At 65.7% G+C, this 23,101-nt stretch carries 26 protein-coding genes; 13 read left to right on the forward strand and 13 right to left on the reverse strand.

Annotated elements, in window-relative coordinates; genetic code table 11:
* Window positions 1-44 precede the first annotated feature (44 nt).
* The 5 genes from BMX43_RS15715 to BMX43_RS15735 all read left to right on the forward strand — a co-directional run bounded on the left by BMX43_RS15715 (window position 45) and on the right by BMX43_RS15735 (window position 3,583).
* Window positions 45-503 carry a RidA family protein gene (locus tag BMX43_RS15715; protein ID WP_091303100.1) on the forward strand — a complete coding sequence of 153 codons (459 nt, stop codon included), beginning with the start codon at window positions 45-47 and terminating at the stop codon, window positions 501-503.
* Window positions 503-1,270 carry a glycerophosphodiester phosphodiesterase family protein gene (locus BMX43_RS15720; RefSeq protein WP_091303102.1) on the forward strand — a complete coding sequence of 256 codons (768 nt, stop codon included), beginning with the start codon at window positions 503-505 and terminating at the stop codon, window positions 1,268-1,270. The genes BMX43_RS15715 and BMX43_RS15720 overlap by 1 nt, the downstream gene beginning before the upstream one ends.
* Before the next feature lie 96 nt (window positions 1,271-1,366).
* The gene (locus BMX43_RS15725) at window positions 1,367-2,551 is read left to right on the forward strand and encodes a GNAT family N-acetyltransferase (RefSeq protein ID WP_091303103.1); all 1,185 of its coding nucleotides are present in this window, start codon (window positions 1,367-1,369) and stop codon (window positions 2,549-2,551) included.
* A gap of 43 nt (window positions 2,552-2,594) precedes the next feature.
* The gene (locus BMX43_RS15730; protein ID WP_091303105.1) at window positions 2,595-3,206 is read left to right on the forward strand and encodes a glutathione S-transferase family protein; all 612 of its coding nucleotides are present in this window, start codon (window positions 2,595-2,597) and stop codon (window positions 3,204-3,206) included.
* Window positions 3,203-3,583, forward strand: coding sequence for a 4a-hydroxytetrahydrobiopterin dehydratase (locus BMX43_RS15735; protein WP_091303107.1), 381 nt, complete (start codon window positions 3,203-3,205; stop codon window positions 3,581-3,583). The genes BMX43_RS15730 and BMX43_RS15735 overlap by 4 nt, the downstream gene beginning before the upstream one ends.
* Before the next feature lie 18 nt (window positions 3,584-3,601).
* Here BMX43_RS15735 and BMX43_RS15740 read toward each other — a convergent pair whose 3' ends face one another.
* Window positions 3,602-4,090 carry a peroxiredoxin gene (locus tag BMX43_RS15740; protein ID WP_091303109.1) on the reverse strand — a complete coding sequence of 163 codons (489 nt, stop codon included), beginning with the start codon at window positions 4,088-4,090 and terminating at the stop codon, window positions 3,602-3,604.
* Between the two features lie 101 nt (window positions 4,091-4,191).
* On the opposite strand from BMX43_RS15740, the gene BMX43_RS15745 reads away from it, so the two are divergent.
* The 5 genes from BMX43_RS15745 to BMX43_RS15765 all read left to right on the forward strand — a co-directional run bounded on the left by BMX43_RS15745 (window position 4,192) and on the right by BMX43_RS15765 (window position 9,809).
* Window positions 4,192-5,400 carry an NAD(P)/FAD-dependent oxidoreductase gene (locus tag BMX43_RS15745; RefSeq protein ID WP_091303111.1) on the forward strand — a complete coding sequence of 403 codons (1,209 nt, stop codon included), beginning with the start codon at window positions 4,192-4,194 and terminating at the stop codon, window positions 5,398-5,400.
* Entirely contained in the window at window positions 5,397-5,966 is a 570-nt protein-coding gene (gene rsmD / locus BMX43_RS15750) for a 16S rRNA (guanine(966)-N(2))-methyltransferase RsmD (RefSeq protein WP_091303114.1), read from the forward strand. Before BMX43_RS15745 ends, rsmD begins: the two co-directional genes overlap by 4 nt.
* On the forward strand, window positions 5,963-6,610 hold the full coding sequence (locus tag BMX43_RS15755) for an HAD family hydrolase (protein ID WP_091303117.1): 648 nt from the start codon (window positions 5,963-5,965) through the stop codon (window positions 6,608-6,610). The genes rsmD and BMX43_RS15755 overlap by 4 nt, the downstream gene beginning before the upstream one ends.
* Window positions 6,611-6,721: 111 nt before the next feature.
* Complete coding sequence (locus BMX43_RS15760; RefSeq protein WP_091303119.1) at window positions 6,722-8,731, forward strand: NADPH-dependent 2,4-dienoyl-CoA reductase; 2,010 nt, start codon at window positions 6,722-6,724, stop codon at window positions 8,729-8,731.
* Window positions 8,732-8,903: 172 nt separating this feature from the next.
* A complete protein-coding gene (locus BMX43_RS15765) occupies window positions 8,904-9,809 on the forward strand; it encodes a LysR family transcriptional regulator (RefSeq protein ID WP_091303121.1) in 906 nt (301 codons plus the stop codon).
* Between the two features lie 27 nt (window positions 9,810-9,836).
* Here BMX43_RS15765 and BMX43_RS15770 read toward each other — a convergent pair whose 3' ends face one another.
* Genes BMX43_RS15770 through BMX43_RS15780 form a run of 3 tightly spaced genes read right to left on the reverse strand, consistent with a single transcriptional unit; the run spans window position 9,837 to window position 12,187 of the window.
* Window positions 9,837-10,748, reverse strand: coding sequence for an OmpA family protein (locus BMX43_RS15770; RefSeq protein ID WP_139201596.1), 912 nt, complete (start codon window positions 10,746-10,748; stop codon window positions 9,837-9,839).
* A 12-nt stretch (window positions 10,749-10,760) separates the two neighbouring features.
* The gene (locus tag BMX43_RS15775) at window positions 10,761-11,471 is read right to left on the reverse strand and encodes a GNAT family N-acetyltransferase (protein WP_091303124.1); all 711 of its coding nucleotides are present in this window, start codon (window positions 11,469-11,471) and stop codon (window positions 10,761-10,763) included.
* On the reverse strand, window positions 11,468-12,187 hold the full coding sequence (locus tag BMX43_RS15780; protein WP_091303125.1) for a competence/damage-inducible protein A: 720 nt from the start codon (window positions 12,185-12,187) through the stop codon (window positions 11,468-11,470). The genes BMX43_RS15775 and BMX43_RS15780 overlap by 4 nt, the downstream gene beginning before the upstream one ends.
* Before the next feature lie 125 nt (window positions 12,188-12,312).
* On the opposite strand from BMX43_RS15780, the gene map reads away from it, so the two are divergent.
* Entirely contained in the window at window positions 12,313-13,122 is an 810-nt protein-coding gene (map, locus tag BMX43_RS15785) for a type I methionyl aminopeptidase (protein WP_091303126.1), read from the forward strand.
* A gap of 22 nt (window positions 13,123-13,144) precedes the next feature.
* Here map and BMX43_RS15790 read toward each other — a convergent pair whose 3' ends face one another.
* From BMX43_RS15790 to BMX43_RS15800, 3 genes are all read right to left on the reverse strand, one after another.
* Window positions 13,145-13,519, reverse strand: coding sequence for a hypothetical protein (locus tag BMX43_RS15790; RefSeq protein ID WP_091303127.1), 375 nt, complete (start codon window positions 13,517-13,519; stop codon window positions 13,145-13,147).
* Between the two features lie 10 nt (window positions 13,520-13,529).
* Window positions 13,530-14,303 carry a DUF6478 family protein gene (locus tag BMX43_RS15795; protein WP_175482135.1) on the reverse strand — a complete coding sequence of 258 codons (774 nt, stop codon included), beginning with the start codon at window positions 14,301-14,303 and terminating at the stop codon, window positions 13,530-13,532.
* A 124-nt stretch (window positions 14,304-14,427) separates the two neighbouring features.
* Window positions 14,428-15,015 carry a cation transport ATPase gene (locus BMX43_RS15800; RefSeq protein WP_245749496.1) on the reverse strand — a complete coding sequence of 196 codons (588 nt, stop codon included), beginning with the start codon at window positions 15,013-15,015 and terminating at the stop codon, window positions 14,428-14,430.
* Window positions 15,016-15,233: 218 nt separating this feature from the next.
* On the opposite strand from BMX43_RS15800, the gene accD reads away from it, so the two are divergent.
* Both accD and BMX43_RS15810 read left to right on the forward strand, forming a co-directional pair.
* A complete protein-coding gene (gene accD, locus BMX43_RS15805; protein ID WP_091303129.1) occupies window positions 15,234-16,133 on the forward strand; it encodes an acetyl-CoA carboxylase, carboxyltransferase subunit beta in 900 nt (299 codons plus the stop codon).
* A gap of 122 nt (window positions 16,134-16,255) precedes the next feature.
* Complete coding sequence (locus BMX43_RS15810; protein WP_091303130.1) at window positions 16,256-17,533, forward strand: bifunctional folylpolyglutamate synthase/dihydrofolate synthase; 1,278 nt, start codon at window positions 16,256-16,258, stop codon at window positions 17,531-17,533.
* Between the two features lie 192 nt (window positions 17,534-17,725).
* Here the strand turns inward: BMX43_RS15810 and BMX43_RS15815 are convergent, their stop codons facing one another.
* The 6 genes from BMX43_RS15815 to rlmH all read right to left on the reverse strand — a co-directional run bounded on the left by BMX43_RS15815 (window position 17,726) and on the right by rlmH (window position 23,101).
* On the reverse strand, window positions 17,726-18,208 hold the full coding sequence (locus tag BMX43_RS15815; RefSeq protein WP_091303131.1) for an RNA pyrophosphohydrolase: 483 nt from the start codon (window positions 18,206-18,208) through the stop codon (window positions 17,726-17,728).
* Between the two features lie 38 nt (window positions 18,209-18,246).
* Window positions 18,247-19,587, reverse strand: coding sequence for a S41 family peptidase (locus BMX43_RS15820; RefSeq protein ID WP_091303132.1), 1,341 nt, complete (start codon window positions 19,585-19,587; stop codon window positions 18,247-18,249).
* Window positions 19,588-19,605: 18 nt separating this feature from the next.
* Window positions 19,606-20,772 carry a murein hydrolase activator EnvC family protein gene (locus BMX43_RS15825; protein WP_091303133.1) on the reverse strand — a complete coding sequence of 389 codons (1,167 nt, stop codon included), beginning with the start codon at window positions 20,770-20,772 and terminating at the stop codon, window positions 19,606-19,608.
* Window positions 20,772-22,292, reverse strand: coding sequence for a 2,3-bisphosphoglycerate-independent phosphoglycerate mutase (gene gpmI / locus BMX43_RS15830; RefSeq protein WP_091303134.1), 1,521 nt, complete (start codon window positions 22,290-22,292; stop codon window positions 20,772-20,774). The genes BMX43_RS15825 and gpmI overlap by 1 nt, the downstream gene beginning before the upstream one ends.
* Before the next feature lie 97 nt (window positions 22,293-22,389).
* Window positions 22,390-22,554, reverse strand: a complete 165-nt coding sequence (locus BMX43_RS19860; RefSeq protein ID WP_175482137.1) for a hypothetical protein — start codon at window positions 22,552-22,554, stop codon at window positions 22,390-22,392.
* A 76-nt stretch (window positions 22,555-22,630) separates the two neighbouring features.
* Window positions 22,631-23,101, reverse strand: a complete 471-nt coding sequence (gene rlmH / locus BMX43_RS15835) for a 23S rRNA (pseudouridine(1915)-N(3))-methyltransferase RlmH (protein WP_091303135.1) — start codon at window positions 23,099-23,101, stop codon at window positions 22,631-22,633.

A 23,101-nucleotide genomic window follows, 5' to 3' on the forward strand; every position in this document is an offset into this window, starting at 1 on the left:
TTTCGCTTGACGCTAGCCTGCCGCCAACCGCAAAGGAGCCTGCCATGACCATCGACGCCCGCCTTGCCGAACTCGGCATCACCCTGCCCGACGCCCCCGCTCCGGCAGCCAACTATGTGCCCTTCGTGCTGGTGGGCAATCTGCTGCACATCTCGGGCCAGATCAGCGCCAATGCCGACGGTATGGTGAAGGGCAAACTTGGCGCCGATTTCAGCGTGGAACAGGGTGCAGAAGCGGCCAAATGCTGCGCCATCTCGCTGCTGGCGCAGGCGAAGAAAGCCTGTGGCGGCGATCTGGCCCGCATAAAACGGCTGGTGAAACTGGTGGGCTTCGTCAATTCCACCGCCGATTTCACCGATCAGCCCAAGGTGATCAATGGCGCTTCCGACCTGATGGTCGCCGTGCTGGGCGATGCCGGACGCCATGCCCGCTCTGCCGTCTCTGCCGCCTCGCTGCCCTTCGGCGTCGCGGTCGAGATCGAGGCGATTTTCGAGCTCGCCTGATGCGCATCCCCCTGCCCGCCGCGTTCCTGCACTTGCCGATTGCCCATCGCGCCCTGCATGACCGCGCGGCGGGCAGGCCGGAAAACAGCCGCGCGGCGATCCGGGCGGCGGTGGCGGCAGGCTATGCGATCGAGATCGACCTGCAGCTTTCCGCCGATGGCGTGGCGATGGTTTTTCACGACGAAACGCTGGACCGGCTGACCGAAGCGACCGGCTGGGTGAAGGATCACAGCGCTGCCACCCTCGGCACCACCCGCCTGCGCGATGCGGTGGATAGCATCCCGGCCCTGGCAGAGGTGCTGGAGATCGTGAACGGCGCCGTGCCCCTGCTGATCGAGGTGAAGGACCAGACGCTCACCCCCGCAGGCACCATCGGCCCGCTGGAAGCCGCCACCGCCCGCACCTTGGCCACCTACTCCGGCCCGGTGGCCCTGATGTCCTTCAATCCCGACAGCGTGGCCGAACTGGCCCGGCTCTGCCCCACCCTGCCGCGTGGCCTGACCACCGGCAGCTACGATCCTGACGAATATGCCCCGATCCCGCCCGCCCTCTGCGACCACCTGCGCGGCATCCCTGATTACGACCGCACAGAGGCCAGCTTCATCAGCCACGAAGCGGCAGACCTCATCCGCCCCCGCGTAGCCGAGCTGAAATCCCAAGGCGCCGCCATCCTGTGCTGGACCATCCGCTCAGCCGAAGCCGAGGCAAAAGCCCGCAAGATCGCCCAGAATATCACATTCGAAGGCTACGCCGCCCCTTTTCCTTGACCTTGCCCTCTTCCCCTTCATTTCCTGTCTGAAAATATCCTCGGGGGGCCCGGGGGGCAGACAGCCCCCGCCTCTCCGCCCAACCGGATCACGGGATTGAGCGACCTTATCATCACCCTCGCCGAAAGCATCATAGCCATCGCGCCCGCCGATTGGGACGCGCTGGCCTGCCCAGAAGCGGCAACAGGCCGCCCGCAAGACCCGTTCACCACCCACCGCTTCCTTGCCGCGCTGGAACGGTCCGGCTCCACTGGCCCCGGCACGGGCTGGCAATCGCGCCCGCTGCTTGTTCATCGCGACGGCACCCTGATCGCCGCCGCGCCTCTTTATGTGAAAACCCACAGTCAGGGCGAGTATATCTTCGACCACGGCTGGGCCGAGGCTTATGAGCGTGCCGGGGGCCGCTATTACCCCAAGCTCCAGATCGCCGTGCCCTTCACCCCCGCCACCGGCCGCCGCTTCCTGACGCTGCCGGGGGCGGAAACCGAAGGCATGGCCGCGCTGATCGACGGTGCGACGCGGATCGCCCGGCAGAACGGCCTGTCCTCGCTGCATGCCACCTTCTGCACCGCGACCGAGGCAGAGACCGGCGCGGCCATGGGGTTGATGCACCGTGTCACCCAGCAATTCCATTGGCACAACAGCGGCTTTTCCAGTTATGACGATTTCCTCGCCAGCCTCGCCTCGCGCAAACGCAAGGCGCTGCGCAAGGAACGCGACACCGCCAACAGCCATGGCCTGACCATTCGCAGCCTGACTGGCAGCGACATTCAGCCTGCCCATTGGCAGGCGTTCTGGGAATTTTATCAGGACACCGGCAGCCGCAAATGGGGCACCCCTTACCTGACCCGCGCCTTCTTTGACGAAATCCATGCCCATATGCGCGATGACGTGCTGCTGGTGCTGGCCTTTGACGGCAGCCGCCCGGTCGCAGGCGCGCTGAACTTCATTGGGCGTGATTGCCTTTTTGGCCGTTATTGGGGCTGCACGGTCGATCTGCCCTGCCTGCATTTCGAACTCTGCTACCACCGCGCCATCGACTGGGCCATTGCGCAGGGCCTGACCCGGGTCGAGGCGGGGGCGCAGGGCGAACACAAACTCGCCCGCGGCTACCTGCCCGTTGAGACCCATTCACTGCACTGGATCGCAGATTCCGGTTTTGCGCGCGCGGTGGGTGACTATCTCGCCCGCGAACGGGTAGCGGTCGAGGAGGAGATCGAGGTGCTGACCGCCTATGGCCCGTTCCGCCGCGGTGATCTGCAACAGCGCGAAGCCGACTGACAAGCCGCCCCCGCCATGGCACACTTTCCCAGCGGAGGATTCCATGGACAAGCTGACCCTTTACACCCACCCGATGTCACGCGCCCGCATCGCCCGCTGGATGCTGGAGGAACTGGGCGAACCCTATGAAACCGTGGTGCTGGATTTCGCAACCACGATGAAGGCGCCCGACTATCTGGCGATCAACCCGATGGGCAAGGTGCCCGCCCTGCGCCATGGCAGCCGCATCGTTACCGAATGTGCGGCGATCTGCACCTATCTGGCCGATGCTTTCCCCGAAGCCGGGTTGATGCCCGCCGACCGCGCCGCCTTCTATCGCTGGATGTTCTTCGGCGCCGGCCCGCTGGAACAGGCGGTCACCAATGCCGCGCTGAAGGTCGAAGTGCCGCCGGATCGACGCGGCATGGTGGGTTATGGCAGCCTTGAACAGGTGGTCGCCACGCTGGCGGCGCGGCTTGACCAATCGCCCTATCTTGCGGGTGAAACCTTCAGCGCCGCCGACGTCTATGTCGGATCACAGATCGGCTGGGGGATGCGCTTCGGCACCCTGCCAGCCGAACCCGCCTTCGTTGCCTATTGGGATCGCATCGGCCACCGCCCCGCCGCCATTGCCGCCCGCGAGAAAGACGATGCCTTGCTGGAGCAAAAACCATGATCACCTCCCTGACCGACACCGAACGCACCACCGCCCTGCCCGCCCTTGGCGAAACCGGCTGGCGCGCCCTGCCCGACCGTGACGCGATCCGCAAGATCTGGAAATTCCGCAGCTTTTCCGAAGCGTGGGGTTTCATGTCCCGCGTGGCGCTGGCGGCGGAAAAGGCCGATCATCACCCGGAGTGGCTCAATATCTACAATGTGGTCGATGTCACGCTGACCACCCATGCCTGCAACGGCCTCTCGGCGCTCGACCTCGCACTGGCGCGCAAGATGGACAAGCTGGCCGGCGCGGCATCGGTACAGGTGGACCATTCAGAACCCGTCGCCTGCCTGTGCCAGATCAAACACGGCGAGATCAAACACGGCGGGGCCTGACCCCGCCGTGTCTTGCGTTCAGATCGCCGCCAGCAGCGCCTCACCGCCCGAAATCTCGCAGATGCCGGGGCTTTCTTCCAAATGCAGCACCTTCACCACGCCATCCTCGGCATAAAGCGCATACCGTTTGGACCGGTCGATCAACCCGACCGGCGGCGCGCTGAACGTCAGCCCGATCGCCTTGGTAAAGCTGGCATCGGCATCGCCCAGGAAGGTGATCCCCGCCGCTGCCGCCCCGGTCGATTCACCCCAGGCCTTCATCACGAAGGGGTCATTGACCGAAACGCAGATCACCTCGTCCACGCCCTTTTCGGCAAATTTCGCACGGGTGCGCATGAAGCTCGGCACATGGGCGGTGGTGCAGGTGCCGGTATAGGCGCCGGGCAAACCGAAGATCACCACCTTGCGGCCCTTGAGCTTGTCGGCCAGTGCCACCTGCTCCGGCCCCTTGTCCCCGAACTGCAGCAGGGTCGCTTCGGGCAGGCTTTGCCCCTCAGAAATCGTCATGTTCCAGTCCTCGCGCGTTGCGTTTCCAACCTTGGCAGATATAGGGTCCGCCGCAGGACAGGGCCAGAGGCGAGGCGGGTTTCGCCGCAAGGGAGGGTGAAATGGCGCATTTCGTGGTGATCGGGGCCGGGCAAGCCGGGGCCTCGCTGGTGGCAAAACTGCGCAGCGCGGGTTTCGCGGGTGACATCACCCTGATCGGCGAGGAATCCGCCCCGCCCTATCAGCGCCCCCCCCTGTCGAAAGCCTACCTGCTCGGCGAGATGGAACTGGAGCGGCTGTATCTGCGCTCGCCCGAGTTCTACGCCGAAAACCACATCTCCCTGCGCCTAGGCCAGCCGGTTACCGCCATCGACGCGCAGGCGAAAACCGTGACGGTCGGTGGCGAGGTGCTGAGCTATGACGAACTGGCGCTGACCACCGGCTCCACCCCCCGCCGCCTGCCTGCGGCCATCGGCGGCGATCTGGCGGGTGTATACACGGTGCGCAGCCTTGCCGATGTCGATGCGATGCGCGACGAATTCGCCCCCGGGCGCTCGGTCGTCATCATCGGCGGCGGCTATATCGGGCTGGAGGCGGCGGCGGTGGCCGCCAAGCTGGGGCTGAAAGCCACGGTCGTCGAAATGGCGCCGCGCATCCTGCAACGGGTGGCCGCGCCAGAAACCTCGGCCTATTTCCGCGCGCTCCATACCAGCCACGGGGTGGAAATCCTTGAAGGTGTGGGGCTTGACCGGCTGCTGGGTGAAGGGCGCGTGACCGCCGCCCGCCTGACGGACGGGCGTGAGCTGAAAGCCGATTTCGTGATCGCCGGTGTCGGCATTTTGCCGGTCACTGCACTGGCCGAAGCCGCAGGTTGCGCGCTGGACAATGGCATCCGCACCGATGCGCAGGGCCGCACCTCGCAGCCGCATATCTGGGCGGCGGGCGATTGCGCCTCGTTCCCGTGGGGTGAAGGGCGGTTGCGGCTGGAATCGGTGGGCAATGCCATTGATCAGGCCGAAGTCGTGGCCGAAAACATGCTGGGCGCGGGCAAGGCCTATGTCGCGCAGCCATGGTTCTGGTCGGATCAATATGATTGCAAGCTGCAGATCGCCGGGCTGAACACCGGATATGACCATATCGTGACCCGGCAGGGCAGCGGCGCTGCGGTATCGTTCTGGTATTATCAGGGTCCGCGCCTGCTGGCCGTCGATGCGATGAACGACCCACGCGCCTACATGGTCGGCAAGCGCCTGATCGAGATGGGTCGCAGCCCCGATCCGGTTGCCATCGCCGACCCCGCGACCGAGTTGAAGGCGCTGCTGAAGGCATGAGGATCATCGGCGGCACATCGCGCGGCTTGCACCTCGCCCCGGTGGGCGAGGGCGATGCGCAGGCGCATCTGCGCCCCACCACTGACCGCGTGCGCGAATCGATCTTCAACCTGCTGATCAACGGCAAGGTGGCACAATCGGGCGATCCGGTCAGCGGCGCGCGGGTGCTGGATCTGTTCGCCGGAACCGGCGCGCTGGGGCTGGAGGCGCTGTCGCGCGGCGCGGCCCGCGTGGCCTTTGTCGATGACGGCACCGCCGCCCGCGCCCTGCTGCGCCGCAATATCGAGCTGATGCGGGCCATGGGCAGCACCGATGTCTGGCGCCGCGATGCCACCGCGCTGGGGCCGAATCGCGGCCCGGCCTATACGCTGGTGTTTCTGGATCCGCCCTATGGCAAGGGGCTGGGCGAACGCGCGTTGGCCTCTTGCCTTGCCGGGGGCTGGCTTGCCCCCGGTGCGCTGATCGTGTGGGAGGAAAGCACCGCCCCCCTTGCCCCTGCCGGGTTCACCGAACTGGACCAGCGCAAATACGGCGACACACTGATCACCCTGCTGAGGGCGCCATGACCCCCGCCGCCGTCCTGTTCGATTGCGACGGTGTGGTGGTGGACAGCGAACCCGCCACCTTCGCCCTGATCGCCGAAGACCTGACCGCGCGCGGCCTGACGCTGAGCTTGCCCGAGATGGAGCGGCTGTTTCTGGGTGGCACCATCGCGCTGGTCGGCGAAAAGGCCCGCGCCTTGGGCGCCGACATCACCGAAAGCTGGACCGCCGATTTTTACGAGGCCTTGTATACACGGCTGGCCGAAGGCACCCCGCTGATTCCGGGCATTGAAACCGTGCTCGATGCGCTGGATTCGGCGGGCATCCCCTATGCCATCGGCTCCAACGGCACAGCGCGCAAGATGCGGGTGACGCTGGGCCAGCATCCGGCGCTGGCGGCACGTTTCGCGGGGCGGGCCTTTTCGGGGCAGGATCTGGGGATGCTGAAACCCGCCCCCGACCTTTACCTGCACGCCGCCCGCGCCCTGAACGCCGATCCTGCGCGCTGCGTGGTGGTGGAAGACAGCGCTACCGGCGCGCGTGCGGCCCGCGCGGCCGGGATGCGCTGCATGGGCTATGCGCCGCATGGTCCGAACCCCGCGCTCGCCGCAACCGGCGCCACGCTGTTCCCCCGCATGGAAGACCTGCCGCGCCTGCTGGGTCTGTGACCGCAGCCGCAGCACACCGGCAAGGCCGCAGGCCCCCTGCCGTGACGCAGCGTTGCCGGTGACAGGGGCGCGACAGATCGCCACTCTGCGGCAAAGCCATACGAGAATGCCATGCCCTTTCCCCATCTGCTCGCCCCCCTCTCCCTCGGCCCGATCACGCTGAAGAACCGCGTGATGATGGGCTCCATGCATACCGGGCTGGAGGAGACCGGCGACTGGAACCGGGTGGCGGAGTTCTACGCCGCGCGCGCGCGCGGCGGGGTGGGGCTGATGGTCACCGGCGGCATGGCACCCAACCGCGAAGGCGGGGTGTTTCCCGGCGCGGCGGGGCTGTTCACCCCGCAAGACACCGCCAACCACCGCATCGTCACCGACCGGGTTCATGCCGCCGACGGGCGGATCGCCATGCAGATCCTGCATGCCGGGCGCTATGCTTACGGTCCTGATTGCGTGTCGGCCTCGGCGGTCAAATCCCCGATTTCACCCTTTGCCCCCAAGGCACTGGACGAAAACGGGATCGAACAGCAGATCGCCGCCATTGTGACTGCCGCCACCCGCGCCATCGAAGCGGGCTATGACGGGGTGGAGGTGATGGGCTCAGAGGGCTATTTCCTCAACCAGTTCCTCGTCCGCCATGTGAACCGGCGCGAGGATCGCTGGGGCGGCCCTTATGAAAACCGGATGCGCCTGCCGCTGGAGGTGGTGCGCCGGGTGCGCGCCGCCATCGGGGACGCGATCCTGATCTATCGGATTTCGCTGATCGACCTGATCCCCGACGGCTCCACTTGGGAAGAGGTCGTGCAACTGGCCAAGGCGGTGCAAGCGGCGGGGGCATCGGTGCTCAATACCGGCATCGGCTGGCACGAGGCGCGGGTGCCGACCATCGCCACCTCGGTGCCACGCGCCGCCTTTGCGCATCTGACAGCACGGCTGCGCCCCGAGGTGTCGATCCCGGTCATCGCCTCGAACCGCATCAACACCCCCGATCTGGCCGAGCGGCTGATCGCAGACGGCGCCTGTGACATGGTATCCATGGCGCGCCCTTTTCTGGCCGACCCCGATTTCGTGGCCAAGGCCGCGACGGGCCGCGCTGCCGAAATCGCCCCCTGCATCGCCTGCAATCAGGCCTGCCTGGATCACACGTTCAGCGGCAAGCTGACCTCTTGCCTGGTGAACCCGCGCGCCTGCCACGAAACCGAACTGCTGATCCTGCCCGCAGCACAGCCCAAACGCATCGCGGTCGTGGGAGCCGGCCCGGCCGGGCTGTCGGCAGCGCTGACCGCCGCCGGGCGCGGCCATCACGTCACCCTGTTCGACCGCAGCCCGCGCATCGGCGGCCAGTTGCACCTTGCCGCCGCCATCCCCGGCAAAGAGGAATTCCGCGGCCTGATCGACTGGTTCGAAGCCCTGCTGGCGCAAAGCACCGTCACCTTGCGGCTGGGTGCAGAGGCTAATCCCGACACTCTTTCCACCTTTGACGAGGTGATCCTCGCCACTGGCATCACCCCGCGCGCGCCGGGCATCCCCGGCGAGACGGGTCCGCAGGTTCTGCCCTATCGCGCGGTATTGCAGGGCGCGCCAGTCGGGCCGCGCGTGGCCATCATCGGGGCGGGCGGCATCGGATTCGACGTGGCCGAGTTTCTGGCGCATCAGGGCGATAGCCCGACGCTGCACCCGGATCTTTGGCGCCGCGAATGGGGGGTGGGCGATCCCGCGCTGGTGGCAGGCGGACTGGCCGCCGAAGGGCCGCAGCCCGAACCGCCCGCCCGGCAGATCTGGCTGCTGCAGCGCAAGCCCGAGAAACCGGGGCGCAAGCTGGGCAAGACCACCGGCTGGATTCACCGCGCCGCGCTGCAGATGAAGGGCGTCAAGATGCTGGGCGGCGCGCAGTATGAGGCGATCACCGCCGAAGGCTTGCACCTGACTCTGCAAGGGGTGCCGCAGCTTCTGGCCGTCGATGCCATCGTGATCTGTGCCGGACAGGATCCGGAGCGCAGCCTTGTCGCCCCGCTGGAGGCCCTTGGAAAGACCCCTCATCTGATCGGTGGCGCCGAAGTGGCGGCAGAGCTGGACGCCAAGCGTGCGATTGATCAGGGCACCCGCCTCGCCGCCCGGCTTTGATGCCGCGCCGTCCACCATAGGTTGAAAATTCGGGAAATTGAGGCTGTTGGCGTTTCCATGCCTTCAACGATCCGCCAAGAAACCCCGGACTCGTCGCGCCCTCGCCCCTATCTCGCCCGATTTCGCGGTCAATACGGATGAAACAACCCGTATCAGTGTCATGGGGAAGACAATGGACCGACTGACCGAAATGGAAGCTTTCGCCACCGTGGTGGATCAGGGCGGATTCACCGATGCTGCCAAGAAGATGGGGATTTCAAAATCCGCCGTTTCCAAACATGTCTCGGCGCTGGAGGCGCGATTGGGGGCGCGGCTGTTGAACCGCACCACCCGCCGCGTATCGCCGACCGAGATTGGCCTCGCCTATTATGACCGCGCCCGCCGCGTGCTGAACGATGCGGGAGAGGCGGATGCGCTGGTCACCTCTATGCAATCGGCGCCGTCGGGCCTGTTGCGCATCAGCGTTGCCACGGATTTCGGGGTGAACCTGCTGTCGCCAATTCTGGGCGACTTCCTGCTGGAATATCCTGACATCACCGTAAACATGGTACTGAACAATCGCTATGTCGAACTGATTTCCGAAGGGTTCGACATGGCCATCCGGGTCGGCGATCTGGAAGACAGCAGCCTGCGCGCCCGCAAGCTGACCGAGACGACCAAGCGCATGATCGGCGCGCCCGGCTATTTCCAGAAATTCGGCCGCCCGCTGAAGATCGACGATCTGACCGATCACAAGCTGCTGCATTATTCCAATCAGGCCAATGGCAATGTGTGGAAAGTCACCGCACCGTCGGGCGAAAAGCGGCAGGTGCGCTCGGTCGGTTGGCTGACGGTGAATGACGGGCAATCGCTGCTGAATGCCGCAATTTCAGGGCTGGGCATCGCCTATCTGCCGTCGTTCCTTTACGCTGATGCGATGAAGCAGGGATTGGTGGAAGAGGCGATCCCCGGCCTGCCGGTGGAAACGCTGGGCATCTACGCCGTATACCCGCCGGGCCGTTTCACGCAACCCAAGGTTCGCGCCTTCATCGACTTTCTGGCGCGGCGCTACATGGACAAGGGCCCCGACAACTGGTGACCCCCGATTTGAAGGCGAAGGTGCGTCCTACTGGGTCGAGGTCAGCATGACCTCGACCCTTCTGTTTTCTGTCCGTCCTTCCGGCGTCAGATTGCTGGCGCGCGGCGCCAGATAGCCCACGCCCTCCGCCTCGATCCGCTCTGCAGCGATGCCCAATGCGACCAAAGCCTTGCGCACCGCCCCGGCCCGAGCTTTTGACAGCGCGATATTGCCCGCCAGCGCACCCGAAGCATCGGTATGGCCGACCAGCGCAATCTTCCGATCAGGGTGGGCCACCAGATAAGCCGCCAGCGCATCCAGCGCGGGGTAAGTGCCCGGCTCCAATTCGCCACTGCCCGAGGCGAAGACCAGATCCGCCAGCACAAGGCTCCCGGCGCCTTCCAGCCGCGCGACAAAGTCGCTGGGCGGTGGCGCCGGTTCCTGCGGTGTGGGCGCGGGCTGGGCCATGACAACCGGTGCTGCGGCCTGTTCCGGCGCGATGCGGATCAGCTGCACGAAACCCGCCTCGGAGGAGCGGCTGACCATCAGCCCCAGCAGTTCATCGCCGTTTTCCGCCGCCAAATAACGGAAATCGCCCAGATCCACATGCATTTCCGGCTCAGTCAGCAGTTGCAGCCCAAAGCGGAAGTCATAGCCACCGCAGGCCTCGGTTTCGCAGGAGAAGAGCACGCGCCAGCCCTGCGCTTCGATCTGCTGGCGCAGACCGGCAATCAGATCCAGCGTGGCAACCCGACCTTCGATCTTCCAGGCGGTCTGCTCCACCAGGCCCTCGGCCAGCCGGGTTTCCAATCCCGCCGCAGCCCAGGCAGCGATGGGCAGACGATAGCTCGACGCCGTTTCCTGCACGGTTTCGGTCTGGGTGGCGGGTGCCGGAAAGCTGAGCGTCAGCGCCTGCAATGGTGCAGCACAGAGGCTAAGCAGGAAGGCCAAACGCAGCAACAGGCAAACTCCTCAGTCCTGAACCCGGTAATGATAGCGCCCCACCGTGGCCATGCCCAGCCGCTCATACAGCGCGCGGGCGGGGGCATTGGCCTCGGTCACCACCAGCGCAAAGGTCTGCGCCCCTTGCGCCTGCGCCCAATGCGCCGCCGCGATCAGCATCTTGCGCGCGGTCCCCTGCCGTCGCATCGCGGGCCGCACCTCCAGCGCGTGCAACATGGCCACCGGCCCGGCACAGGCGACAAAAGCCACGCCTGCGGGCTTGTCGTCGCTGCGACCCAGGATCGCCACTTTCGGCCCCGCCACCCGCGCCATCACCGCCAGACGCGCCGGGCCGATGCCGCCCTCGGCCCAAAGATCGCAGGCAATGGCCAGCGGCGGCCAATGCGGAAAAGCCGCCATGCCAGACACCGGCCCGGCCAAGGTTGTCACCGGCGCAGCATAGGCCGCCACCGGATCGTTGATGCGATAGCCGCGCTCCGCCAGCGCCGCATCCAGCGCATCGTCCCCGGCCCGGATCAGGAACAGCCGCTTCTGCCCCAGCGCATCCATGCCTGCCTCGGCTTCCGCCAGATCCGCCTCGGCCCAGTCGCCCGCAACCGTCGCCGCCGAAACCCGCTGCCCGCCGCCCTGCCCGTCGCGCAGCAGCCATGGCCCCACGCGCAGCACGCGCGCGGGCGGCCATGTCGCCTCCATCGCCTCGACCAGCGCCTCCGGTGTCATGCGAACAGCGCACACAGCTTGGTCATCGCCGCATCCAGTTGCGCCGGATCGGTGCCGCGGATCACCAGATTGGTGCCATAGGCGCCATTCTGGATAAACGGATAAGACCCCATCGACAGCGCCGGAAATTCGGCAGCCAGTGCCGCGAACGGCCCGGCAATCTCGCCCTCGCCCCGGTTCACCCGCAGCGATTGCGACAGCAACGGGTCGCCGCCGGTCAGCGTCGGCAGCACGCTGGCCACCATGGCCTGAAAGATGTTCGGCACGCCCGCCATCACATGCACATTTCCAAGGGTGAACCCCGGCGCCGTGCTGACCGGGTTGTCGATCAGGGCCGCCCCGTCGGGGATACGCGCCATGCGGCGACGGGCTTCGTTGAACTCCAACCCGGCGCGGTCGTAATGCGCCTGCAACAGCGCCACCGCATCGGCCCGGTGCGAGATGCCCACGCCAAACGCCGCCGCAATCGCATCCGCCGTGATGTCGTCATGCGTCGGCCCGATCCCGCCCGAGGTGAACACCGTATCCCACCGCGCGCGCAGCGCATTCACCGCTTCGACAATCGCGCCCTGATCGTCGGCCACCACCCGCGCCTCCATCAGGCGGATGCCCCGCTGCGTCAACTCGCCCGCCAGATAATGGGTGTTGCTGTCGCGCGTACGCCCAGACAGGATTTCATCGCCGATCACCAGCATCGCGGCTGTGGGGTTGGTCATCGCAGCTCTCCTTCAACCTTGCGTGCATGGTATAGCGCGCCTGCGCGGCTTTCACAGCCCCGGCTCTGGCCATTTCGCGCGTCAGCCTTTATCTACAGGCCATTGACAGAGGAAAGGACGCTCCCGTGAACGAATTGCGCGGTCGCATCACCAAGGACGGCATCCGCATTTATGAAGAGGCGGATTTTGCGGGAATGCGTGCTGCCGGAAAGGTGGCGGCTGAAATCCTCGACGCCGTGGCGCCACTTGTGGTGCCCGGCACCACCACCGGCGTGCTGGACGATTTCATCACTGCCGAAGTCGCCCGCCACGGCGTGATTTCGGCCACCATCGGCTACAAGGGCTACAAGCACGCCTCCTGCATCAGCGTGAACCATGTGGTCTGCCACGGCATCCCCGGAAACAAGCTGCTGGCGGATGGCGACATTCTCAACATCGACGTGACGGTGATCGTGGATGGCTGGTTCGGCGACACCTCGCGCATGTATGTTGCGGGTGCCCTGCCCCGCAAGGCTGAACGGCTGATCGAGGTCACCCATGAAAGTCTGATGCGCGGCATCGCGGCCGTGAAACCGGGTAATACTTTCGGCGACATCGGTTTCGCCATCCAGTCCTATGTCGAACAGAACCGGATGAGTGTGGTGCGCGATTTCTGCGGCCATGGTCTGGGCCAGGTGTTCCACGCGCCGCCAAACGTGCTGCATTATGGCCGCGCGGGTTCGGGTCCGGTGCTGGAAGAAGGCATGTTCTTCACCATCGAACCGATGGTGAATCTTGGCCGCCCGGAAACCAAGGTTCTGGCCGATGACTGGACGGCGGTGACCCGCGACAAGTCCTTGTCGGCGCAGTATGAACATTCGGTGGGTGTGACCGCAACGGGCTGCGAGATCTTCACCCTGTCTCCCGCCGGCAAGTTCTTCCGCACCTGGGAATAACGGCGGCGCGGCGGGCTCGCCTTCAGCCCGCCGTTTCCAGACAGTGCCGCCGGAAGGCGCGCTTGAGCATATCCAGCTCGGCGCGCAACAGATCGACCTCGGCGCGCATGTCGTCTTCCATCGCCACGCCGGTGATGATGGTGAAATGTGTCAACGTCTCGCCCGTGCCCGCATCGCGGAACAGGAAGGTCTGAACCCCCTCGCTCAACACGTCGGTCGGAATCGGCAGTGTCACAGCAAAGCTGCCCGGCGTGTCTGCCAGCTCGGTCAGGGTCAGCCCCGGCAGCTTCTGTTCCAGATGCAGCACTTCCAGCAGCGGTTTTGTGCCGCCGGTGGTCAGCACGCCTTCCCAGACTCCTGCCCGCACCCGTGTCTTTGTCAGCGTCACGTCACTCATGCTTCACCCGTCAGATATCGGCGCGCGGACGGCGCGAGAAGGTCACATCGCGCAAGATGATCTGGTTCATCTCTGGCCCTTCGAAAATCAGATCGACCCACAGCCGCTCCACCCGCCGTTCGTTCATCTTGGTATAGGCGAGGTCGAATTCGACCATCACCTCTTCCGAATTCAGCGGCAGTTCGCGCACCACCTGTTCGACATTCGGCCCGTATTTGATGTTCAGCCGCGCAAAGATTTCCAGCGGCTTCTCCATCTCCACAATCGCATCCAGCCGGATCAGATGCTTCAGCTTCAGCCCCTGTACCGATTCGGGCGGCAGTTCCACCACCAGCGACAGGAATGACCCGTCAAAGCGGAACACATCCATCCGCACCCCGAACGGCGCCAAATCGGTTTCGCGCGTGTTGCGGATCTGGCGCACCGTCAGCTCCGACCGGCGGCAATCGTGGAAAATCGTCGCCCCATCGCAGATCTGCGCCCGAGTCGGCACCGACGAGGCGCCCGGCACCGGAATCTGGCCCTTCCACAACTCCGGCCGCCAGATCCAGTCGGCCCCCATGGGACGGCGCAGCGCGTTGGAGCCGATGACCGGCAGCGAAAGCCGGTGTTCGGCGACATGGATCACCCGGTCCAGCTGCCGCCGTGCCTGCCGCGCGCGCCCGCGCAATTCGCGCAACTGTTCAAGGCTGATCTTGTCGGCCATGTTGGCCCAACGCTCCCACCGCTTGAGGAAGCGCCGCTGAAGCATCCGGTCAAGGAAAGTGTCGATCTTGCGGGCCATCAGGTTTGAAGGATTTCTTTGCCAAGTCTGCTACTTACACACCGCCATCCTGCCGATTGGCCGCCGGATGGAAACGATTCGTTTATCCCCGCAAAAGATTAAAAAGGCCACCCCGTCCAGCGGATCATTTTCGGTTCGCCGCAACCGTTGCGGCAACGAAATCACGGATCAGAAGGTGCCCGGCCTCGCGGTCCAGCGGCCCGGCGGCCGGTCCGGTCACTGTCAGGCTCACCAGCCGCCGGTTCACTGGCAGAACGGCGCGCCAGCTTTCAGCCTGTACCCCGGTACCGCTTTGCGGTGCGCGATCCGTCAGGCGCAGCAGAAAGGCCTGCGGGGTGCCGATCGCCTCCAGCACCTGCACATCCGCCGCCCGGCCCCTGCGGCTCAACGCCTTGCGCCCCGCAGTTGAACGAAAGAAGGCCGCAAGTTCCGCCCTGCCTGTGGTGACATCCACACCGCTGCCCGACCCATCGGCCCCGACCGTCGCGGTCAGCACTGCTGCAGGGCGCGCAGCCTCGTCCGCGCATCGCCCGGCGATCAGGATCGCGGTATCTTCCCGCTCCCGCCGCGACCCCGGTTCGATGCAATAACCCTGTGGCGGCGCAAGCGTCACCGCCCCCGACAGAACCGGCACACCTGCCCCCGGCGCGACACAGCCCAACAATGCCAGCATCATGGCAAAAGCCAAACCGCCTGCCCCCATATGCCTCATCACTGCCCTCCCGCATCTGCGCTGCGCTTATTGCCTAGTCCTGCCAGAGGTGCGCGGCAAGCCACCGCGCGGCCTCCCACAACCAGCCATGGCGATCACGACCGAACAGTGCTTGGGCCCCCAAAGGTCCGCCCTTGGCCACCACAACGCACAAAGATTGCATTTCCGCCCCCGACAGCCTATCTCCGACTTCGACCTAAGAACAAAGGGCCAGCCGCATGAACTGGATCTCCAACTACGTCCGCCCCAAGATCAACTCGCTCTTCTCCCGCCGCGAAGTGCCCGAGAACCTGTGGACGAAGTGCCCCGAATGCGGAACCATGCTGTTCCACCGTGAACTCAGCGACAACCTCAACGTCTGCACCCATTGCGATCACCACATGGCCATCAGCCCGCGTGACCGCTTCACCGCCCTGTTCGACGGCGGCGTGTTTCTTGAAGTGAAAGTGCCCGAACCGCTGGCCGATCCGCTTCATTTCCGCGATCAGAAGAAATACCCTGACCGGATGAAGGCCGCGCAGAAAGCCACCGGCGAAAAAGAAGCCATGCTGGTGGCCGAGGGTGAGGTGTTCCGCACCCCGATCATCGCCGTCGCGCAGGATTTCGCCTTCATGGGCGGCTCGATGGGCATGTATGTCGGCAACGCCATCGTTGCTGCCGCCGAACGTGCCGTAAAGCTGAAACGCCCGCTGGTGCTGTTTGCCGCCGCAGGGGGCGCGCGGATGCAGGAAGGCATCCTGTCACTGATGCAGATGCCCCGCTCTACCGTCGCCATTCAACTGCTGAAAGAGGCGGGCCTGCCTTACGTCGTGGTGTTGACCCACCCGACAACAGGCGGCGTCACCGCCTCCTACGCCATGCTGGGTGATGTGCAGATCGCAGAACCCAACGCCCTGATCTGCTTCGCCGGGCCCCGCGTCATCGAACAGACCATCCGCGAAAAACTGCCCGAAGGGTTCCAGCGCGCCGAATACCTGCTCGATCACGGGATGCTGGACCGCGTGACCCATCGCAAGGCGATGAAGGATGAGTTGGTGACCATCCTGCGGATGCTGATGCGTCAGACCCCGGCGATCCGGGGCGAATTGCCCGTGCCCGCCGACGCCCCGGCGCGCTGATCCCTTCCAACCCGGCCCCTCTCCGCATGTCGGCGCCAGACGCGCAGCCGTCGCCCCGCAACTGGCGCGGGGCGGAGGCCCCGCCTAGTGTCGCCGAAACGCCTTCATCACGGACGCAACCGATGCCCGATCCCCGCTCTTCCGACGTGATCCTCGCCCGGATGATGGAGTTCCATCCCAAGGTCATCGACCTGACGCTGGACCGTGTTCATCGCCTGCTCGCCGCACTCGGCCACCCCGAGCGCCGCCTGCCGCCGGTGATCCATATCGCGGGCACCAATGGCAAGGGCAGCACGCAAGCCATGATCCGCGCCGGGCTGGAGGCGATGGGCAAGCGCGTACACGCCTATACCTCGCCGCATCTGGCATGGTTCCACGAACGCATCCGCCTTGCGGGCGACCTGATCACCGAACAGGCACTGACCGACCTGCTGGATGAATGTGTGCAGGCCAATGGCGGCGAAGAAATTACCTTTTTCGAAATCACCACCTGCGCCGCTCTGCTCGCCTTCGCCCGCACCCCGGCTGATTACACGCTGCTGGAGGTGGGCCTTGGCGGCAGGCTGGATGCCACCAATGTTGTGGACAGGCCCGCCCTGACCATCATCACCCCCGTCTCGATCGACCATCAGCAATATCTGGGCGAAACCCTGCCCGAAATCGCCGGTGAAAAGGCCGGTATCCTTAAACGCGGCGTGCCCTGCGTGGCTGGCCCACAGACGGACGAGGGGCTGGCGGTGATCGAAGCCAAGGCCGCCCGGCTGGGGGCGCCGCTGCTGGCCTATGGCCAGCACTGGCATGTCGGCACTGAACGCGGCCGCCTGATCTTTCAGGATGAAACCGGCCTGCTGGATCTGCCGCTGCCCAACCTGCCCGGCCCCCACCAGATCCAGAACGCGGGCGCGGCCCTCGCCGCCCTGCGCCGTCTCGGCGCCGACGAGGCCGCCTGCGAGGCTGCCATCACCCACGCCGTCTGGCCCGCCCGGATGCAGCGCCTGACCCAAGGCCCGCTGCCCTCTGCAGCGCCCGGCGTCGAGCTGTGGCTGGACGGCGGCCACAACCCCGCAGGCGGCGAGGCCATCGCCGCCACGCTGGCGCAGATGCCGCCGCGTCCGACCTTTGCCATCTGCGGCATGCTGAACACCAAGGACATCACGGGCTATCTGCGCCCGCTTGCGCCGCATCTGACAGCCCTGCAAGCCGTCTCGATCCCCGGCGAAAAGAACACCCTGCCCGCCGAAATCACCGCGCAGGCGGCAACGCAGACCGGCATCCCCGCCCATATCGCCCCTTCGGTGGCCGAGGCTCTGGCAACCATCGCCGCAACCGCCCCCGGCGCACGGGTGCTGATCTGCGGCTCGCTCTATCTCGCGGGCACAATCCTGCGGGAAAACGGCTGAAGCTGCTGGGGGGCTTTGCCCCCCGACGCGCAAGCGCGCCTCCGCTCAGGATATTTTCAGACAGTAAATAGGGGCAGATTTTCTGCCCTGAAATATCCCCGCCGGAAGCCCCTGAGCCAAGCGGCCAAAGGCCGCGCAGGCGAGGCAAAGCAAAGGCGCGCCGCGAGGCGCGCACCGTTTGACAGGCCCGGATCAGGCGAGGTGGCCGCGGAATTCGGCGACCACCGTCTCATAGACCGCGCGCTTGAACGGCACGATCGAGGCGATCATCTCGTCGGCACGGCTCCATTGCCAGCGGTCGAATTCCGGGTGTTCGGTGGCGATGTTTACCTGATCGTCGCTGCCGGTGTAGCGGAACAGGAACCAGCGCTGCTTCTGCCCGCGATACCGCCCGCCCCAAACCTTGCCCAGCAATTCGGGTGGCAGATCATAGGTCACCCAATCCCCAGATTTGGCGATGAATTCCACCAGATCCCCGGTGATGCCGGTTTCTTCCCACAATTCGCGCAGCGCGGCCTTGCGCGGCTTTTCGCCCTCGTCGATCCCGCCCTGCGGCATCTGCCAGGCCGGGACGGCGCTGTCCTTGCGGTTGCCGGTGAAAATCAGCCCCTGCGGGTTGATCAGCATCACTCCCACACAGGGGCGATAGGGCAGGCTTTGCGGGTCAGTTTTCATGCGCTTGCGGGGCCGGTCACCCGGCCCCCTCCTTCCTCTCAGGGTTTCACTGCGATGGCAGCAGCACCCTTCAGGATGTCCACCGCGTAGGCCAGCTGATAATCCTCGTCGCGCATCTTCGCGGCTTCGGCAGCCTTTTCCTGCTCTTCCTGATACTGGCGCTTCTCGTCCTCGGTCATCGAGTCATTCGACAGGATGCCGCGCAGATCCGCCTCGCCGCGGGCCTTGTCCTCGGTCACGGCCTCCTCGGTCCCCTCTTCCGCCACTTTCGCTGCTGGCTGGTTCACCACGATATCCGGCGAAATCCCCAGCGCCTGGATCGAGCGCCCCGAAGGCGTGTAATAACGCGCCGTCGTCAGCCGCATCGCCCCGTCGCCGCGCAACGGAATGACCGATTGCACCGACCCTTTGCCAAAGCTCTTGGTCCCCACCACGATCGCGCGGCGGTGGTCCTGCAACGCCCCCGCCACGATTTCCGAAGCCGAGGCCGAGCCGCCATTGATCAGCACCACCATGGGCTTGCCGCCGATCATGTCGCCCGGTTCGGCGTTGAACCGCTCGCCATCCTGCGCGCTGCGCCCGCGGGTGGACACGATCTCGCCCTTCTCGATGAAGGCATCCGACACCATGATCGCCTGATTGAGCAAGCCGCCCGGATTGTTGCGCAGATCCAGAACAAGGCCATTCACCTTGTCCATCCCGCCCAGCTCCTCGACCGCTTTCTTCAACTCGGCCTCCAGCCCCGGGAAGGTCTGGTCGTTGAAGGTGGTCAGGCGCAGCACGACGGTATCGCCCACAACGCGGCCCTTTACCGCCGTCAGCTTGATGGTGTCGCGGATGATCGACACGTCGAACGGATCAGCCACGCCCTCGCGCACCACGGTGATGATGATTTCCGATCCGACCTCGCCGCGCATCATGTCCACCGCCGCATCCAGCGTCAGGCCAAGCACACTTTCGCCGTTCACATGGGTGATGAAGTCGCCCGCCTTGATCCCGGCCTTGTCTGCCGGGGTGTCATCCATCGGCGAGACGACCTTGATGAAGCCCTCTTCCTGCGTCACCTCGATGCCCAAGCCCCCGAACTGGCCCCGGGTCTGTACCTGCATGTCGGTGAAATCATCGGCGGCCAGATAGCTGGAATGCGGATCGAGCGAGGACAACATGCCGTTGATCGCCGCCTCGATCAGCTTTTTGCTGTCCACCTCTTCCACATATTGCGCGCGGATGCGTTCAAAGATGTCACCGAAGAGATCGAGCTGTTCGTAGACCGGGCTCTGCTTCCCGGCCTCCTGCGCGATGAGCGGCCCCGCGAGCTGCGTCGTCAGCAGAACGCCGGCCACCGTGCCGCCCAGCGCAGCCATCACGAATTTCCTCATGCCTTCGTCATCCCTTCCTCAGGGCACCTGCTGCTTGTCCGCAAGCGGCGCCGTCGCCGTAAACCAAGGCATGGGATCGGTCGCAATGCTCCCCTGCCGCAACTCCACATAAAGCGTTTCGGTGTCGCGTGCGCCACCGCCATCCTGCGCCGAGACAAGGAATTCCTCCATCCCCGGCGTGCCACCGCCCATCAGGCCCAGCGGTGCGCCTGCCGCAACCACCTCGCCCACCTCGCCATAGACGGTTTCCATCCCCGCCAGAACCAGAAGATAGCCTGCACCGGGTTCCAGAATGATCACGTTTCCGAAATTCAGCAGTGGCCCGCGATAGCGCAGCGTGCCCGACCATGGCGCGGTGACCAACGCCTGCGCCCGGGTGGCCAGCACCATGCCGGGCCGCCGCACACCCGCGCCATCGGCCTCGTTCGGGCGGCGCAGCACGGTGCCCAGCACCGGCAGCGGCAGCTTGCCATGGGCAAAGCCGAAATCGGCCATGCCCTCGGCCTCCACCTCGTTCAGCGCAAGGCCATTGGCAAAGGCATCCAGCGTATCGGCGCTTTCCAGCAGGCCCTTCAGCACCTCGGGGTCTTCGGTGAACCGTTTGGGCAGGTTGGTGCGGTCGGAAATCGCCTTGGACAGTTCGGTCCGCGCTTCCTGTGCCACGCGCAGCCCTTCGGTCAGCGTCTGGCCCGCGGAAACCTGCAAGGCGCGCAGGTCGCGCACCTCCTGCAATTCGGCGCGCATCGCTTCGGCCTCGGCCTGCAAGGCCGGGGTCACATCGGCGATCATCATGCCGGATCGCACCGTGCCCAAGGGCCCCGAAGGGTGCAGCAGCAAAAGCGGCGCCGGATCGGCCTCCATCCGGCTCAGCACACCGACCAGTTGCGCCACCCGGTCGCGCTTGGCGTCGAATTGCAGCACCAGCGTCGCCTCGCGGATCGACACTTGCCGCAGGCTTTCGCGCAGCGCGGTCAGGCCTTCTTCATAGGCGGTGATCGTCTTGGTCAGCGCCTGAACCCGGTCGCGCGCCTGATTGGCCTTGCCCAGCGACGCCACCGCCGCCTGCAAGCTGGCCGCCGCCGCCTGCGCCTGTTCGGCAACCGTCGCCGCCGGGGCGGCCCCTGCCAGCAGCATCAGGCACATGGCAAAAGGCGCAAGGTGGGCAAAAGGCGCAAGGCGGCGCATCAGGCGATCAGGCTCCGCCCGGTCATCTCGGCAGGTTGCGGCAGCCCCATCAACTGCAGCAGCGTCGGCGCCAGATCGGCCAGCCGTCCGCCTGCCCGCAGGCTCGCCCCCGCAGGCCCGCCCACAAGGATCACCGGCACCAGATTGGTGGTATGCGCCGTATGCGGCCCGCCGGTCACCGGATCGACCATCAGCTCGCAATTGCCGTGATCGGCGGTCACGATCATCGCACCGCCCGCCTTTTCCAGCGCGGCCAAGGCCTTGCCCAGCCCGTCATCCACCGCCTCGCAGGCCTTCATCGCCGCCGCAAGGCTGCCGGTATGGCCCACCATGTCGGGGTTGGCAAAGTTCACCACGATCAGGTCATAGCCCTTCTCGATCGCCGCCACCAACTGTTCGGCCACTTCCGGCTCGCTCATCTCGGGCTGCAAATCATAGGTCGCCACCTTGGGCGATTTCGGCATGAAGCGATCTTCGCCCACCGACGGGGTTTCCTTGCCGCCGTTCAGGAAAAAGGTCACATGCGGGTATTTCTCGGTCTCGGCCAGCCGGAACTGGGTCTTGCCCTGCGCGGCCACCCATTCGCCCAGCGTATTGACCAGCTCCTGCTTGGGATAGCAGGTGGACATGAAACCATTATGGGTGGTCGAATAGTCCACCATCCCCAGCATCGCGGCCCATGTCGGGCGGGCGCTGGCGTCGAACCCGTCAAACTCCGGTTGCCCCAATGCCAGCAGGATTTCCCGCGCGCGGTCGGCGCGGAAGTTCAGACAGAAGAACCCGTCGCCATCCTTGGCGCCCGCATAATCGCCAACCACGGTCGGCGCGATGAACTCGTCAGTTTCACCCCGCTGATAGGCCGCATCCACGGCGCGCGCCGCGTCCATCGCCCGCGCGCCCTCGGCCTTGACCATCGCGTCAAAGGCGCGGCTCACCCGCTCCCAGCGGTTGTCGCGGTCCATCGCCCAATAACGCCCGATCACCGTGCCGACCTTGGCACCCGCAGGCATCCCCTCCAGCAATTCGCGCATGAAGGTCACGGCGGAGGAGGGCGCCACGTCGCGCCCATCGGTGATCGCGTGCAGCACCACCGGCACACCCGCTTCGGCCACCGCCCGGCAAGCGGCCAGCACATGCACGATATGCCCATGCACCCCGCCATCCGACACCACGCCCATCAGATGCGCCGTGCCGCCTGTCTGCTTCAGCTTGGCAATGAACGCCAGCAGCGCCGGGTTCCGGAAGAACGATTCATCCTCGATCGCCAGATCAATCGCCCCCAGATCCATCGCTACCACCCGGCCCGCGCCGATATTGGTATGCCCGACCTCGGAATTGCCCATCTGCCCGGTCGGCAGGCCGACATCCGGCCCATGGGTGATCAGCAGGTTATGCGGGCACTCGGCCCAGATCCGGTCGAAATTCGGCGTATGGGCCAGCGCAGGGGCATTGGCCTCGCGCGCTTCCCGATAGCCCCAGCCATCCAGAATGCAGAGAACGACGGGTTTCGGAGTGGTCATGCGCGGCCCTTTCCTTGCTGTGCGGGCGTTTTACGCCCTGCCGCGCAGCGCCGCAACCAGGGGTCGCGCGCCTTTGATCGCGGTGGGCAGGCCGGGCTCAGTCTTTTTTCTTCGCCTCGGCCATGGCTTTCATCTTGGCCAGCAGCTCGGCTTTGGTTGCCCGCCCGCCAAAGGGGTTCTGTTCCGTGCCCTTGGCGTTGTGCTCCTTGTGCTTCGGCGCCGCCTTGGCCGGTTTGGAGTTTCCGGCTTTTCCATAATCCATCGTGGTATCCTCGCGGTTTGCGCGTGTCTTGCAGGTGATGCTGCCCCAGCCGGGGCAAGGGCACAAGGGCGCCGCCCTAAGCCCGGTGATACGGCGCCCCCGACAGGATCGAGGCCGCCCGGTACAGTTGTTCCGCCAGCATGACCCGCACCAGCATATGCGGCCAGACCATCTGCCCGAAACTGATCGAAAAATCGGCCCGCGCCCGCAGGTCAGGGGCGATGCCGTCCGCGCCGCCGATGACAAAGGCCACGTCCTGCCGCCCGCCATCACGCCACCGGGCCAGCAGATCGGCAAATTCGGGGCTGCTCAGCAACTTGCCGCGCTCATCCAGCGTACAGATCAACGCGCCGGACGGGATCGCGCGGGCCAGAAGCTCGGCCTCCGCCTCCATCCCGCCACCGCGCTTGTCCTCGACCTCGTGTTCGGCAAAAGGGCCAAGCGCCAGCGCCCGGCCCGTGCGATCGAACCGGGTCACATAATCGGTCACAAGATCGCGCTCGGGGCCACTGCGCAGCCGGCCCACGGCGCAAAGATGCACCCGCAT

This window comes from Gemmobacter aquatilis (assembly GCF_900110025.1).
In the GTDB taxonomy this organism is placed as follows: domain Bacteria; phylum Pseudomonadota; class Alphaproteobacteria; order Rhodobacterales; family Rhodobacteraceae; genus Gemmobacter; species Gemmobacter aquatilis.

What these genes read in the sequence shown, in the direction of transcription:
- BMX43_RS15775 (WP_091303124.1), bottom strand. Translation starts at nt 11,471, where the DNA reads ATGACACCGGAGGCGCTGGTCGAGGCGATGGAGGCGACATGGCCGCCC.
- BMX43_RS15715 (WP_091303100.1), top strand. Translation starts at nt 45, where the DNA reads ATGACCATCGACGCCCGCCTTGCCGAACTCGGCATCACCCTGCCCGAC.
- BMX43_RS19860 (WP_175482137.1), bottom strand. Translation starts at nt 22,554, where the DNA reads ATGGATTATGGAAAAGCCGGAAACTCCAAACCGGCCAAGGCGGCGCCG.
- BMX43_RS15735 (WP_091303107.1), top strand. Translation starts at nt 3,203, where the DNA reads ATGATCACCTCCCTGACCGACACCGAACGCACCACCGCCCTGCCCGCC.
- BMX43_RS15765 (WP_091303121.1), top strand. Translation starts at nt 8,904, where the DNA reads ATGGACCGACTGACCGAAATGGAAGCTTTCGCCACCGTGGTGGATCAG.
- accD (WP_091303129.1), top strand. Translation starts at nt 15,234, where the DNA reads ATGAACTGGATCTCCAACTACGTCCGCCCCAAGATCAACTCGCTCTTC.
- BMX43_RS15730 (WP_091303105.1), top strand. Translation starts at nt 2,595, where the DNA reads ATGGACAAGCTGACCCTTTACACCCACCCGATGTCACGCGCCCGCATC.
- BMX43_RS15795 (WP_175482135.1), bottom strand. Translation starts at nt 14,303, where the DNA reads ATGGCCCGCAAGATCGACACTTTCCTTGACCGGATGCTTCAGCGGCGC.
- rlmH (WP_091303135.1), bottom strand. Translation starts at nt 23,101, where the DNA reads ATGCGGGTGCATCTTTGCGCCGTGGGCCGGCTGCGCAGTGGCCCCGAG.
- BMX43_RS15790 (WP_091303127.1), bottom strand. Translation starts at nt 13,519, where the DNA reads ATGAGTGACGTGACGCTGACAAAGACACGGGTGCGGGCAGGAGTCTGG.
- BMX43_RS15740 (WP_091303109.1), bottom strand. Translation starts at nt 4,090, where the DNA reads ATGACGATTTCTGAGGGGCAAAGCCTGCCCGAAGCGACCCTGCTGCAG.
- BMX43_RS15755 (WP_091303117.1), top strand. Translation starts at nt 5,963, where the DNA reads ATGACCCCCGCCGCCGTCCTGTTCGATTGCGACGGTGTGGTGGTGGAC.
- BMX43_RS15780 (WP_091303125.1), bottom strand. Translation starts at nt 12,187, where the DNA reads ATGACCAACCCCACAGCCGCGATGCTGGTGATCGGCGATGAAATCCTG.
- BMX43_RS15800 (WP_245749496.1), bottom strand. Translation starts at nt 15,015, where the DNA reads ATGAGGCATATGGGGGCAGGCGGTTTGGCTTTTGCCATGATGCTGGCA.
- BMX43_RS15810 (WP_091303130.1), top strand. Translation starts at nt 16,256, where the DNA reads ATGCCCGATCCCCGCTCTTCCGACGTGATCCTCGCCCGGATGATGGAG.
- BMX43_RS15825 (WP_091303133.1), bottom strand. Translation starts at nt 20,772, where the DNA reads ATGCGCCGCCTTGCGCCTTTTGCCCACCTTGCGCCTTTTGCCATGTGC.
- BMX43_RS15745 (WP_091303111.1), top strand. Translation starts at nt 4,192, where the DNA reads ATGGCGCATTTCGTGGTGATCGGGGCCGGGCAAGCCGGGGCCTCGCTG.
- gpmI (WP_091303134.1), bottom strand. Translation starts at nt 22,292, where the DNA reads ATGACCACTCCGAAACCCGTCGTTCTCTGCATTCTGGATGGCTGGGGC.
- rsmD (WP_091303114.1), top strand. Translation starts at nt 5,397, where the DNA reads ATGAGGATCATCGGCGGCACATCGCGCGGCTTGCACCTCGCCCCGGTG.
- BMX43_RS15720 (WP_091303102.1), top strand. Translation starts at nt 503, where the DNA reads ATGCGCATCCCCCTGCCCGCCGCGTTCCTGCACTTGCCGATTGCCCAT.
- BMX43_RS15815 (WP_091303131.1), bottom strand. Translation starts at nt 18,208, where the DNA reads ATGAAAACTGACCCGCAAAGCCTGCCCTATCGCCCCTGTGTGGGAGTG.
- BMX43_RS15820 (WP_091303132.1), bottom strand. Translation starts at nt 19,587, where the DNA reads ATGAGGAAATTCGTGATGGCTGCGCTGGGCGGCACGGTGGCCGGCGTT.
- BMX43_RS15760 (WP_091303119.1), top strand. Translation starts at nt 6,722, where the DNA reads ATGCCCTTTCCCCATCTGCTCGCCCCCCTCTCCCTCGGCCCGATCACG.